The sequence below is a fragment of the Bacillus sp. M13(2017) genome, assembly GCF_002218325.1.
In the GTDB taxonomy this organism is placed as follows: Bacteria; Bacillota; Bacilli; order Bacillales; family Bacillaceae_G; genus Bacillus_A; species Bacillus_A thuringiensis_K.
In genome coordinates this window covers 241,995-255,526 of record NZ_KZ268503.1, presented here as the reverse complement: position 1 = coordinate 255,526, position 13,532 = coordinate 241,995, and the positions used below count along the sequence as shown (strand labels likewise).

Sequence of the window (13,532 nt, the reverse complement as noted above, 5' to 3'; positions counted from 1 at the left end):
TGCGCTTATCTATCGTAATTCAGCTGTTTTTCTAATGACAATTTTATCAATTTCATCTTCTTCATCACCGATAAATAACCCGCGTTCTTTTAAATATGCCTCAAAATATAAATCTGCTTCAGCGCGTTCGTCATATGGCTTTACAGAGAGAACGAAACCTAATTTGTTTTGTTCTTCTAAATGAGAAGTGGAGATGTAAGCCGGTACATTATGGCGTAAAAACAGTTCTTTAACCGGAATAATCATATCTTTCATTAATTTCGTTAGCATACCCATTTCAAACTCGAAATTAAAGCGATCTATACTAGATAAATCAGCGAATACTACACCGATAAAACCTGTATTAAATACTTCTTGATATTCTACATCTTTGTCATGGCCGCCGTAAAAATTCTTTTCGATCAAATAATTTACAAAATAAGCAACGCCATCACTTTGTTCAAATGGTTTCGTTGAAAGAACAAAGCCAATTTTCTTTTGTTTATGTAAATACACACATGACATGTATGCTGAAATGTTATGTTCTTTAAACAAAGCGCTTGTTGCTCCAGAGAGACCATCTAATACGTGATGAACAATTTGAAGTTTTTTACGAGCGAAATAATAGGATTTCTTTTGTAACTCCAATGTATCAATAAAGACAGAGCCGATAAAGCCTGTATTTGAAATAATAGGTGCTTGCTTTTTTCTTCCTCTGCGCTTTAATGAAGCCATTGTTAAAATCATCCCTTCATGTACGTTTAAAATAAAAAAGAACGTTTGTTCGTATATTTATATTTTACTATTAAAACGCTATAAAGTAAAGGGTTTTTAATGAAAATATAACAAAAAAGACACCTTATAAAAGGTGTCTTAAACACTGTAGGGAATAGGATTTACCCTAACTATTTATATTATGATACAGAAACAATCTCTTCTGTATCTTCTACATCTAAATGACAGTCCATAGTACGAACATCTTGATCTTCATGACTTCCGAAATAAATAGTAATTTTCATATGTATCGCTCCTTTATTCTAGGAATACCTAAAATAATTACTAGTAATGTTAATATTTATTATATACCACTTTTTTCATTCCGACAACGTTATATCATTTTTAATTATTTTAAACTATAGAGCACAATTTAAAGAGGTACTTTTTATAGAAAAAGGTAAATTTCTAATATGTTATATTTAATATAGAAGAATTCGAGTATTACTTTTTATGAAAAGGAGAACTATTGATGAATTATAAACAACTACTAATAGATAACTTTGCATATAAAACTTCATATGTTGCGCAATTTGTGACCGGAACGAGTATAAAAGAAACGAAAGATTATATTGCTGTTGATTGCGGATTACCTGCCGATACATTTAATATCATCACTCTACTAAACAATAATTTAACGGTAGGGATAGAGAAATTATATAAGGAGGTAGACTACTATAATCAAAAGAAATTTCCAATGAGTGTTTGGTTATGGGATGAGGAGCAAGAGCGGGATATAAAAAGCGAGTTAATTAAAATCGGTTTAAAAGAAGCGGAGCAAAATATCGCGATGGTAGCAGATTTAAAAACAATTTCTCCAACAATAAACATGCCAGTAAGTTTTACAATTCAACAAGCATCATCACCTGGACTAATAAAAAAATTTGGAAAAACGTTAGCTAATCTATTTGGCACATCAGAGGAAGGTATACATGTACAAGCATTCTATAATCAAATTTCTACTCTTGATTTATGGAACAGTGAGAATATGAAACTATTTTTAGGATTTTATGAAGGCGAAGTCGTAACTGTTGGTTCATTGATATGTTCAAAAGATAGTATTGGTATTTATGACATAGCAACGAAAGAAGAAATGAGAGGACGAGGATTCGGATCTATTATGTTCAATTTCCTTCTGCAAGAAGCACAAAAATTTAAAAATACGTATTGTGTATTACAAGCTTCACCCGATGGAATCAATATTTATAAAAAATCGGGATTTCAAGCTATCGGCAAAATGACTGTATTCGAAAATCGACATTTAATTAAGTAAATCATTCAAGTTAAATCGTCTTTATATAGGAGCTTATAAATCGTTATGAAAAAGATATATCTCGTTACAATAATTTGTGCCTTTATAGTAATAAGTATCTTTGTTTTTCAGAAAACAAATGAATATAAGTATAATAAGGCTATTAACCAATCAAATCATATAAAAAATATCGCACATAGAGGCGCTTCTGCGTATGCACCTGAACATACAATAGCAGCATATCAATTAGGACAACAAATGAATGGAGATTATATAGAAATTGATCTCCAAATGACAAAAGATGGACATTTAGTGGCTATGCATGATGAAACATTAAACCGTACAACGAATGGTACTGGGCTGGTGAAAGAGCATACATTAGAAGAAATAAAGCAACTAAATGCTGGCTCTTTTTTCAATGGAAAATATCCGAACTTAGCAAAGAAAGAATTTGAAAATGTTAAAGTCCCAACATTAACAGAAATTCTTGAAACGTTTGGGCATAACGCGAACTATTATATCGAAACAAAATCACCTGATGAATATCCAGGAATGGAAGGAAAATTATTAGAAATTATTAATCACTACGAAATACATGATAAAGTTATTATTCAATCGTTTAGTGAAGAAAGTCTACAAAAGATTCATAGCTTAAATAGTAATATATCCATAGTACAATTATTACCTTATAAAAAAGTAGTTCAATTAACAAAATTAGAGATAGAAAAGTATAAAATGTACTGCATAGGTCTTGGTATGAATTACAAATATATTGATTCAGATTATGTAAAGAAAATAAAGAAAAGCGGATTAGAAGTTCATCCATTTACAGTAGATAATGAAAATGATATGAAAAAGTTGCTTGCATGGGGAGTCGATGGAATGTTTACTAATTATCCAGATCATTTACATTCAATATTGGATTTGAAAAATCATGAATAAGTAGTGTTATTCATAAAGGGAAAATTTACACAACCTGTATACTAGGATTATCAATGCAAGAAGGCAGGTAGCATATAAAAAGAAAATACCAAAAACCGCAACTGGAAGACTTAGGTTGTGGTTTTTTTATTGCTTCCATTTCAGTTTACAAAGTTTGAAGCTAGAAGTGAAAACCTTTTTAGATGAATTGGCTTCTTATGTATTTGTACTTCGTGTCGTTCTAGGTATATGTACAACCCATGAGATGAATTTTGCATAGGATAATAGAAAAGGAGATGTTGCATATTGAAATACCACAATAGAAATGTAAGTAATCTGAATAAATTAGCGGATAATACGAAAGCTGCAGCTTTTAAGTGGTATCAGTACTGCATTAACAATGGTATTGAAGTGTTAATTTATGAAACAATCCGTACGGTCGAGCAACAACGTGAATATGTTCGTAAAGGAGCATCACAAACGATGCGCTCATATCACTTAGTAGGACAGGCATTAGATTTTGTTCCAATTCAGTCGAATGGTACAGAAGATTGGAATGGCTATAATAAAGAACCGTGGGCATCAGCAATTCGTTATGCTAAACAAATTGGCTTTGAATGGGGCGGTGACTGGAAAGGATTCGTGGATAGCCCGCATTTGCAATATAACTACAAAGGATATGGAACGGATACTTTTGGGAAAGGTGCTCAAAACGTAGTGACTTCTCCTCCATCGAATGATAGTGTAGGGGTTGCGTATATTAACGGTAGTAATGTAAATTTACGAAAAGGACCTGGTACTGGATACGGCGTTATTCGTCAATTAGGGAAAGGAGAGTCCTACAAAGTATTTGGAAAATCAAATGGCTGGTTAAATTTAGGTGGCGATCAGTGGATTTATAACGATCCATCATATATTCGTTATACGGGAGGGAATGTACCAACATCTTCACAATCATCAAACGATGGTGTAGGTGTAGTTACTATAATCGCTGATGTATTGCGTGTTCGTACCGGCCCAGGAACAAATTACGGCATTGTGAAAAACGTGTATCAAGGTGAAAAATATCAATCGTTTGGATATAAAGATGGTTGGTATAATGTTGGTGGAAATCAATGGGTTTCTGGTGAATATGTTACGTTTATAAAGTAAATATAAGAGCCGTCCTGTTGGGCGGCATTTTATTTTAAATATTCATAGGGCGAGCACTCATAATATCATTCGTGATACATAGAGTATAATTTTTCATTCTAATAATCAGAAAGTAATCAAAATGTAATTAATTTCAACTACGCTTTTTATATTTTTTTGATACACTGGCTACGAGGGGAATACCAATTAAGGTGGGGAAAAACCAAAACCATATTGGCGGAAGTAAATTTATAATAGGAATATGGATGCCGACATTTACTAAAAGTGCGGTGACTGCACCTATATAAGAACCTAACATACCTCTGATGTGGTGATGGAGCCAATTTTTCCAACGTTTTTTTCGTGCAAGGTATCCATAAATCGCAAATGAATAAGAGAAGATTGCTACATAAAATAAATATGCGACTTTATCCCAGTTGATAATGGATAATATTATTGCCGTAAGGGTAATGACAACATAGGATGCATGATATATTTCGCCCCATTCGGTATGTTTTCCTTTCTTCTTTTGGGCAACCATCGCTACAATACCAGTGATTAAGCATATTGTTCCAAATAGGATGTGTATGGTTAAAAGAATGTTAAAAATGCTCATAATAATTCCTCCTTTTTTATTTTTATAGTATTACAGTATAGGAGAAAAGTTGAAAAATATAGTTAGTTCGGCTTAATATATTGAAATAAAGGTACTCCTAGAACAAAATCCAATGATTGAAATGTTTTCTTAAATTTAGTGAGATGATTATTACGTTAAGTGAAGGAGAGACTTCTATGTTTACATCTATTACGTATTTACAATCGGGCAATGACAAGCAACAAAAAATATATGATGTTTTGAATAACCTAAACATCATGGAGGATTTAGCTTTATATAATCCCGTTCTTTGTGGGACAATCCCGATAAGAATTGATACTCCTCAATCTGACTTAGATATTGTAATGGAAGTATATAACTTTGATGTTTTTGAGCAGGAAATGAGATCTTTATATGGTTCTTATGGAGGGTTCAACATTAAAAAGAAAAAAATTAAAGGTACTGAATCGATAAAGGTGAATTTTGAATTTGAAGGTTTTGAATTTGAATTATTTGCTCAACCTAAGCCAGTGCGTAATCAAAATGCATATAGACATATGATAGTGGAGCACATGTTATTAATGCAGCATCCCCATATAAGGGAAGAAGTTATTCGCTTAAAGGAACAAGGTTTAAAAACAGAACCTGCATTTGCTCAAGTATTAAATATTGACGGAGATCCTTATGAAAAACTTATTTTATTAGGGCAGGAAATGAAATTGTGGTAAATAAGATACGTAAAAAAATCCTCCAAAAACAAAAGAGGATTTTTTTATGCCGTTAACTTTCGAATTAATTCACTGAGCAATTTAACCCCGTAAGTCATTTGTTCTGGAGAAGCATATCCATATGATAAACGAATGTACTGATCTGATTCTTCTTCATAAATACGTCCCGGGTTTAAAAGAATTCCTTTTGATAGTGCCTCTGAAAATAGTTTTTTCATCGGAATGTTATGCACAACCTTTAGCCATATAAAAAATCCACCACTAGGAATATCCCACGATGCAACATCTGCACAATACTTATTTAAAGCTCGTATCATTATTTGTCTTCGTTCTTTCAGGTGAATTCTTACGTTTGCTACATGGTCTTCATAAAAACCTTCATTTATCCATTCAGCAGCTACTCTTTGAGATAAAGAGCTGGATCCATAGTCTGTTTGCATTTTTATATCTGACAATCTATCAATAACAGGTTCTGGTCCGATTATCCATCCAATTCTAAGTCCTGGGGTAAGTGTTTTAGAGAGACTACCAATATATAATACATGTCCATGTTTATCCATTGACTTTAAAGGAGCTGGTGGTGATTTATCAAGCCATAACTCTCGGTAAATATCATCCTCGATGATAGGCACTTGCTCTTTTTCACATATTTTTAATATTTCTTTTCTTCGCTCTTTGGACATCAATATCCCCGTTGGATTTTGAAAACAAGGGATTGAATATAAAATATTATTTTTTTGACTATACTTAATTCGTTTTAATAAGTCGTTAGGTAAAATACCTTGATTATCCATTGATATACCGGATAAATTTATATTTGCTGATTGAAAAACATGAAGTGAATATAAGTAAGAAGGTTGTTCAAGTAAAACAGTTGATTTTCTATGTAAAAGACCAATTGATATTAATTGTAATGCTTGGAGTGCACCAGAGACTATTAATATAGAACCCGGTGATGCATGTATTCCAAATGATTTTACGTATTTGCTTATTGCTTCACGTAACGGATAAAAACCTTTTTGTTCTTCGTATCCGAAATAATCTAATTCCTCACTGACGTTTTTTATTATAGATTGCATAGTTTCAAGCGGGAAAAGATGAGGTGCAAGTTCACCTTTACTAAGATGAATAAGCGTTTTATTTGCTTCCGCTTCATTTATTTCTCGCACCATTAACTTACTTGGTTTATGAATACCGGCCTTTACATATTCACTCCAATCGGGCGGGGGATTAGTTGCTAATAATGACCATGTATTATTTGTTACAATTGTTCCTGCTCCGATTTGTCCTTGAATTAAACCATCTGCCATAAGTTCATCTAGCGCAGTTATTACAGTACTTCGATTTACATGAAATAATTTTGCTAACTGCCGCTGACTAGGGATTTTACTTCCAATTGGCCATTCTCCGTTTTCAATTTTTTCTTTTATATAGTCTATTATCTGCCAATATTTAGGCACTTTTTTATCGGTTGTCATATAAAAAACTCCCTGGTTTATTTAAAAGATTCAAAGTGGTTGGTTTTTCCGATAAATAACTGGTTGAAGACATTGTATCAACTATTAAATATGATGAAAAGAAATAATTGGTAATTTAAAAATGGTTGGTTTTTTAGGGAAGGAGAGAAAACATGCATAATAAAAAATGGGATTTACGCATTATATGTGCTCACGCTTTTACAATTCTTATATGGGGAACTGCTTTTCCAGCAATTCGTATGGGGCTTGAATCTTATACGCCTGAACACCTTACTTTACTACGTTTATTAATCGCCTCATTTATACTTTTGTTATTTTCATTTATATACAAACTACGACTACCGGATTTAAAGGATATCCCAGCATTTTTTATATTTGGTGCTTTAGGGTTTACTATTTATCACATCGCATTAAACTACGGCGAAAAAACAGTAAATGCTGGATCTGCAAGTTTAATTATTTCAGTCACTCCAATAGTGACGGCAATTCTTGCTTCTGTTTTTTTGAATGAAAAAATGAAATTAAATGGCTGGATCGGTGGTGTAATGAGTTTTGCAGGAATTGTCTTAATTTCACTTAGCCAAGGCGACGCTATTCAATTAAATAGCGGGGGATTATTTATATTATTAGCGGCGATTTCAGAAAGTCTATTTTTCGTTTTCCAAACATCTTACTTAAAAAAATATGGCTTCTTACCATTTACCATATATACAATTTTGTCTAGTACTGTATGTATGCTTATTTTCTTACCCGGAGTTTATCAAGAAATACTAGCAGCCCCTCTTGAAGTTAACTTGAGCGTTATATATTTAGGTGTCTTTCCAACAGTACTCCCGTATATTACATTGGCCTATATTATATCTCGTACTGGTGCTTCTGAAGCAACAAGTTCTCTATATTTAACGCCAATAACTGCGTGTTTCATTGCTTGGATATGGTTAGGAGAAGTGCCAACTTTAGTTTCAATAATTGGCGGAGGAATTACTATACTTGGAATTGTGATTGCTCATATACCAGTATTAAGAAAAGAAAAACATAGGAATTTAGCAAATAATCAATCCGTATAATGTAATTCAATAATGATTTTATAATACTTTTTTATATAGTTTCTTTCTTATGTTGATAAATATAATATTTTGTATTTCAGTTAAATATTGTATGTTACATTTTATGTAGTAAGCATTTTAAAAGGAGATGACAACATAATGAATGGAAAAAGAAAAATTTTCACATGTATTTCTATTATAGGAATCGGACTAGCTAGTTTTTCTAATTCTAGTTTCGCAGCAAATGTAACGGACAATTCAGTACAAAATTTTATTCCCATAGTTAATCAACAAGTAGCTGCTGCAAAGGAAATGAAACCATTTCCCCAGCAAGTTAATTATGCAGGCGTTATAAAACCGAATCATATTACACAAGAAAGCTTAAATGCTTCTGTAAGAAGCTACTACGATAATTGGAAAAAGAAATATTTGAAAAATGATTTATCTTCTTTACCTGGTGGTTATTATGTAAAAGGAGAGATTACAGGTGATGCGGATGGATTTAAGCCACTTGGAACTTCAGAAGGTCAAGGGTATGGGATGATAATTACAGTATTAATGGCTGGTTATGATTCGAATGCTCAAAAAATCTATGACGGTTTATTTAAAACAGCAAGAACTTTTAAAAGTTCTCAAAATCCTAATTTAATGGGATGGGTTGTCGCAGATAGTAAAAAAGCACAAGGTCATTTTGATTCTGCTACTGATGGGGATTTAGATATTGCGTATTCTCTTCTTCTTGCTCATAAGCAGTGGGGATCTAATGGAACAGTTAATTATTTGAAAGAAGCACAAGACATGATTACAAAAGGTATTAAAGCTAGTAATGTTACAAATAATAACCGACTAAATTTAGGAGATTGGGATTCTAAAAGTTCACTTGATACGAGACCATCTGATTGGATGATGTCACACCTTAGAGCATTTTATGAATTTACAGGTGATAAAACTTGGCTTACTGTTATTAATAATTTGTACGATGTTTATACGCAATTTAGTAATAAGTACTCTCCAAATACAGGACTTATTTCAGATTTCGTTGTAAAAAACCCACCACAACCCGCACCTAAAGACTTCTTAGATGAGTCAGAATATACAAATGCATATTATTACAATGCTAGTCGGGTACCATTGAGAATTGTAATGGACTATGCGATGTACGGCGAGAAAAGAAGTAAAGTCATTTCTGATAAAGTTTCTTCGTGGATTCAAAATAAAACGAATGGAAATCCTTCTAAAATTGTGGATGGTTATCAATTAAATGGATCTAATATTGGTAGTTATTCAACTGCTGTATTTGTTTCACCGTTTATTGCTGCAAGTATAACGAGTAGCAATAATCAAAAGTGGGTAAATAGTGGATGGGATTGGATGAAGAATAAGAGAGAAAGCTATTTTAGTGATAGTTACAATCTATTAACTATGCTTTTTATTACGGGAAATTGGTGGAAGCCTGTACCCGATGATAAAAAAACACAAAATCTAATAAATGATGAAATCTATGAAGGATACGATAAATAATCAAATTTGAGAATATTTACCTAAGAAAAGGAATTAGCATACGCTAGTTCCTTTTTATATCTTGTAAAACATTATCCATTTTAAACTTTGCATATGTATACTTGCTTTTATACAATTTTGGCAGTATTGCTGCGATTCTTATAAAGTACGGAAAAGATCTAACGATTGTTGATGTAGGAAGATTTATCTCGTTAGCAATTGCTTTTAATTTATGGAATGATTTAATGCTAAATGTAAAAGCAATATATTTCATGGGTGGTGTTTTTTTAGAAGTAGGAAACGTTACGCCGTTAGCAGAGGCAAATGTGTATGGAGATTCTATAGCAAGTAAAATTGTTTTCCATCAAGCAAAGAATTTATTAATATTCCCTTTAAATGTAACAAACAAAGCTGTGTTAACACCAAATGTATTTAGCTATATTCAAGCTAATACAAAGAATCCATTTCATATGATAATGAAACCAATGTATGATTACTATTTATCTGCATACCAAAAACTTAATCCATCTATCGAAGGACCTTTGCTACATGATGTGGTTGCAATAAGTGGATTAGTAAATCCAAGTTTTTTTGAATTTGTGCATCGTACAGTAAATGTAGATACATACGGAGATACGAAAGGACAAACATTTGCTGATTTCCGCCCTAGCTCTATATCTGAAGGGGCCCATATAGCATTAGAAATAGATGAACAAAAATTCATTCAAGATTTTATAAAAATCATGTTATAAGTTGTTGTCGAAAAAGGGAATTATTTCAATGCGTTGAATATAAAAATACATCCCTCTAGATAAAGGAGCTTACAATATTGAATGTCCAGTTAAAGGTTGTTACGAGAGAAAATTGGGAAGAAGCATTAAAGCTACAAGTTAAAGAAAATCAGTTGAAATTTGTTCCATCCGTAGCAGTTTCGCTTGCTAAAGTATATATAAAACCAGATGGTGACAATGTAGAGTACATACCATTCGCTATATACGATGGTGACCTTATGGTTGGTTTTGTAATACATGCAGTTGTAAGAGAGACATCGGATATGTATTGGATTAACGGATTTATTATTGATCAATCGCAGCAAGGTAATGGTTATGGAAAAGCAGCCTTACAAGAAAGTATTAATATAATAAAAAATACGTTTAAGGCGTGTAAAGAAATTAGATTAACCGTACATAAAGATAATATCTCTGCAAAGAAACTATATGAACGATACAGTTTCAAATCATTAGAACAGGAGTATGATGGCGAGCAAGTATATCGTTTATTCGTTTAACTATTAGGAAGTAAAGGCGTGAAATGAAATATGCAATTTACTGAAGTGAAAATTGAAGTGTTCATTCCTGAAGAATATATTGAAACATTAAGGGATGAATTAAATAAAATTGGAGCATGTAAAACGGGCGAATATGACCATTGTTTTTCCTATAGTTCAGTGAAAGGATATTGGAGACCTTTAGACGAGGCATCTCCTTTTAATGGAGAAATTGGTCGAATATGCGAAGGGCAAGAATGTAAAGTTGAAATAAAGTGTAAACGAGAACTTGTAAAAGATGCTCTTGAAGTTATTAATGATATTCATCCGTATGAAACACCTATGATTTATATTATACCAATACTAAATGACTATTTTGAGCAACTATACATTGAATAATTAGGAGGAATATCAATTGAAAAGTAAATTTCATCATATTGTACGAGCAGTCATGATAAAAGATGAAAAATTATTAGTTGCTGAATATATTGGCCATCATTATTTTTTACCTGGTGGCCATGTTGAGATTGGAGAATCAGCAGAGAATGCATTAATAAGAGAGTTAAGAGAAGAACTTGGAGTAAACTGTAGTATACAACAATTTTTAGGAGTCATAGAAAATCAATGGCAAGATAAAGAAGTGCTTCATCATGAAATTAACCACATTTTTGAAGTAGAGTCACAAGATTTACATACGGACTTACCACCGAAATCTAGCGAGTCTCATTTAGCATTTCACTGGATAGATTATAATAAAGAATCCTTAAATGATTATGAAATCATGCCAATGCCTTTAGTGAAGGAATTACTTGAAAGAAAGTTAAGTGATGAACTACTAAATTGTTGGATTAGTAATTTTTAAATCACTTTATTTATAGTAAATACGTCCATCGAATGAATATAAAGAAAATAGGCTCAAAAACAAGGTACATCACCTAGTGTAAGTTCATATTTTGTTGATGTACGTATTTAGTCTATAGCCTTGTTTCAATCTTGTTTACAAAAATATATAAACTTTAACGTTTGGGCGGAATTTAAATTTATAAATGGAGGGGTTCGTAATGAATCAATTTCAACATGAACTACAAACATTAAACCTTAATGATTATCAAACTGGTAATGTTGTGTATTGGGATCAACAACAAAGTCAATATCCATACTATTACATTCAAGACGATGCACGTCGTTGCGGAGGATGCGGAGGATGCGGAGGTTGTGGTGGACGCTGTGGCGGTTGTGGCGGCGGTAGATGTGGTGGCTGTGGTGGACGTTGCGTAGGTTGCGCTGGTTGTTTTGGTTGCTTTAATTGCTGGAACTGGTGGATTATTTAAATATATTACATCATTAATATTTTATATGAAAGAAAGGTGTAAACATTGTTTATACTTTTCTTTCATGCTGTAATTTTCGAACGTATTAAGGGGGATTTATTTGTATACATACGATAAGTTGATTTCTTGGGTAGAAAATATTAAAGAAAAAAATCATAGTTCTGCTACAGCACTTTGTATTATAAAAAATAATAAAATCGTACTAGAGCATTATAGTGGTTACCACTCAAATATCTCTACAAGTAAAAAAGTAACCGCGTCATCACAATTCAACGTTGCTTCTGCGAGAAAAAGTTATTTAGGTTTAATGGTAGCATACGCACTTTACGAGGGGAAAATAAACTCTATTGATGATGAAGCGACAAAGTATTTTAAAGACTTTGATTCTGCATTGCTTGGTAAAACAACGATAAGACATTTAGTAACACATTCGCACGGATTAGAAGAAACGAATGACGGGACAATTTTTCGTGAATTTGAACCGGGACAATCATGGGCATATAGAGATATTAATGTAAGAATGATGACACGTCTTATTTACCAGCTATATAACAAAAGTGTTCCTGAATTGTTAAAGGAGCGTGTGTTTAAACCTGCTAATTTTCAAGAAACAGGTTGGAGAGTTCAGCGAGATGAAAATTTAGTTGACGTTGTTAATAATCCAAATGAAGACGCAATTAGTGAAATTGGTACAGTAGATGACGGTACTGAAAAAAATCTGTTTGTCTCAGCTAGAGAATTTGCTTATTGGGGTAATCTTCATTTAAATCAAGGTGTGATAAACGGTAAACAAATTGTTCCAAAAGAAGTTATAAAAATCGCTACGAGTTTGCAGAGTCCAACATTTATAAACAAAGAGCTACCACAAAATGGGGTGTTTTGGTTCGTCCAAAATGAACCTGCACAATTAAGTGAGCTTGGTGAACGTATTCCAAAAGGGTCGTATCAAATATTAGGGATTACTGGACCGACTATTTTAGTAATACCTGAATATAATGTAGTTGTTGCAAAAATGTATAACAAAAGATATAACTACGGCGGTGATAATTACTTATATTATTTACGTGAATTTAGCAATTTAGTCACTGATACATTTAGTAGCGGTAATAGGGCATAATTAATCCTATAACAAAAAGGAGTGATTGAAAATGAAAGATAAAGTGAGCAAAAATAAAAAACAAAATATAAAAGATGTAAATACAGAGCAAAATGCAATTTACAGCGATCCTAAAGATGCAGCAAATATGCAAACTGTACCGCAGCCGAAGGATTTTGATGAAATCGAATATTAATTTTTCATCCGACTATATGATGAATGAAAAATACGTCTTAAGTCCCATCACATATAATAAATTATTTGATAACATATATACATAAGCATTTGAAAATGTCTTATCTTAACAAAGCTTTCTTTAGAAACATTCGATATAACCTGCAAAAAGGCACTTCTTTATGAAGTGTCTTTTTGTGTATATGAACTTAATTACCATTTTCCGTACAGTATCTTACAATTTATGATGGATATACTAA

The 13,532-nt window shown here is 32.3% G+C and carries 15 protein-coding genes and 1 pseudogene; 13 read left to right on the top strand and 3 right to left on the bottom strand.

Features of this window, described 5'->3' with window-relative positions; all coding sequences use genetic code 11:
• Nucleotides 1–9 precede the first annotated feature (9 nt).
• On the bottom strand, nucleotides 10–714 hold the full coding sequence (locus CGQ22_RS13100) for a hypothetical protein (protein WP_000157646.1): 705 nt from the start codon (nucleotides 712–714) through the stop codon (nucleotides 10–12).
• 511 nt (nucleotides 715–1,225) lie between these two features.
• Here CGQ22_RS13100 and CGQ22_RS13090 point away from each other — a divergent pair.
• The 3 genes from CGQ22_RS13090 to CGQ22_RS13080 all read left to right on the top strand — a co-directional run bounded on the left by CGQ22_RS13090 (nucleotide 1,226) and on the right by CGQ22_RS13080 (nucleotide 4,078).
• Entirely contained in the window at nucleotides 1,226–2,026 is an 801-nt protein-coding gene (locus CGQ22_RS13090) for a GNAT family N-acetyltransferase (RefSeq protein ID WP_001107070.1), read from the top strand.
• A gap of 45 nt (nucleotides 2,027–2,071) precedes the next feature.
• Entirely contained in the window at nucleotides 2,072–2,947 is an 876-nt protein-coding gene (locus CGQ22_RS13085) for a glycerophosphodiester phosphodiesterase (protein ID WP_089148788.1), read from the top strand.
• A 285-nt stretch (nucleotides 2,948–3,232) separates the two neighbouring features.
• On the top strand, nucleotides 3,233–4,078 hold the full coding sequence (locus CGQ22_RS13080) for an SH3 domain-containing protein (RefSeq protein WP_000873745.1): 846 nt from the start codon (nucleotides 3,233–3,235) through the stop codon (nucleotides 4,076–4,078).
• Nucleotides 4,079–4,211: 133 nt separating this feature from the next.
• On the opposite strand, the gene CGQ22_RS13075 is transcribed toward CGQ22_RS13080, so the two are convergent.
• On the bottom strand, nucleotides 4,212–4,673 hold the full coding sequence (locus CGQ22_RS13075; RefSeq protein ID WP_089148787.1) for a DUF2306 domain-containing protein: 462 nt from the start codon (nucleotides 4,671–4,673) through the stop codon (nucleotides 4,212–4,214).
• Nucleotides 4,674–4,849: 176 nt separating this feature from the next.
• Here CGQ22_RS13075 and CGQ22_RS13070 point away from each other — a divergent pair, with 176 nt between their 5' ends.
• The gene (locus CGQ22_RS13070) at nucleotides 4,850–5,380 is read left to right on the top strand and encodes a DUF4269 domain-containing protein (RefSeq protein WP_000495166.1); all 531 of its coding nucleotides are present in this window, start codon (nucleotides 4,850–4,852) and stop codon (nucleotides 5,378–5,380) included.
• A gap of 44 nt (nucleotides 5,381–5,424) precedes the next feature.
• On the opposite strand, the gene norG is transcribed toward CGQ22_RS13070, so the two are convergent.
• Nucleotides 5,425–6,858: an efflux pump transcription regulator NorG gene (gene norG / locus CGQ22_RS13065; protein ID WP_089148786.1), complete on the bottom strand. Its 1,434-nt coding sequence runs from the start codon at nucleotides 6,856–6,858 to the stop codon at nucleotides 5,425–5,427.
• A gap of 152 nt (nucleotides 6,859–7,010) precedes the next feature.
• Between norG and CGQ22_RS13060 the strand changes: the two genes are divergently transcribed.
• The 9 genes and pseudogenes from CGQ22_RS13060 to CGQ22_RS31955 all read left to right on the top strand — a co-directional run bounded on the left by CGQ22_RS13060 (nucleotide 7,011) and on the right by CGQ22_RS31955 (nucleotide 13,294).
• Nucleotides 7,011–7,925 carry a DMT family transporter gene (locus tag CGQ22_RS13060; protein ID WP_000551614.1) on the top strand — a complete coding sequence of 305 codons (915 nt, stop codon included), beginning with the start codon at nucleotides 7,011–7,013 and terminating at the stop codon, nucleotides 7,923–7,925.
• Nucleotides 7,926–8,063: 138 nt separating this feature from the next.
• Nucleotides 8,064–9,425, top strand: coding sequence for a family 8 glycosyl hydrolase (locus tag CGQ22_RS13055; RefSeq protein WP_001013584.1), 1,362 nt, complete (start codon nucleotides 8,064–8,066; stop codon nucleotides 9,423–9,425).
• Nucleotides 9,426–9,532: 107 nt separating this feature from the next.
• Nucleotides 9,533–10,156: pseudogene (locus CGQ22_RS13050) on the top strand (nucleoside hydrolase); the annotation flags it as partial.
• Nucleotides 10,157–10,233: 77 nt separating this feature from the next.
• Nucleotides 10,234–10,692 (top strand): GNAT family N-acetyltransferase, encoded by a 459-nt coding sequence (locus CGQ22_RS13045; RefSeq protein WP_089148784.1) that lies wholly within the window; start codon nucleotides 10,234–10,236, stop codon nucleotides 10,690–10,692.
• A gap of 30 nt (nucleotides 10,693–10,722) precedes the next feature.
• On the top strand, nucleotides 10,723–11,070 hold the full coding sequence (cutA, locus tag CGQ22_RS13040) for a divalent cation tolerance protein CutA (protein WP_001160786.1): 348 nt from the start codon (nucleotides 10,723–10,725) through the stop codon (nucleotides 11,068–11,070).
• A gap of 16 nt (nucleotides 11,071–11,086) precedes the next feature.
• Entirely contained in the window at nucleotides 11,087–11,533 is a 447-nt protein-coding gene (locus tag CGQ22_RS13035) for an NUDIX domain-containing protein (protein WP_000836825.1), read from the top strand.
• A gap of 199 nt (nucleotides 11,534–11,732) precedes the next feature.
• On the top strand, nucleotides 11,733–12,002 hold the full coding sequence (locus CGQ22_RS13030) for a heterocycloanthracin/sonorensin family bacteriocin (RefSeq protein ID WP_001071341.1): 270 nt from the start codon (nucleotides 11,733–11,735) through the stop codon (nucleotides 12,000–12,002).
• 100 nt (nucleotides 12,003–12,102) lie between these two features.
• On the top strand, nucleotides 12,103–13,119 hold the full coding sequence (locus tag CGQ22_RS13025; protein ID WP_046945046.1) for a serine hydrolase domain-containing protein: 1,017 nt from the start codon (nucleotides 12,103–12,105) through the stop codon (nucleotides 13,117–13,119).
• 31 nt (nucleotides 13,120–13,150) lie between these two features.
• Nucleotides 13,151–13,294, top strand: coding sequence for a hypothetical protein (locus CGQ22_RS31955; protein WP_000653685.1), 144 nt, complete (start codon nucleotides 13,151–13,153; stop codon nucleotides 13,292–13,294).
• Nucleotides 13,295–13,532 lie beyond the last annotated feature (238 nt).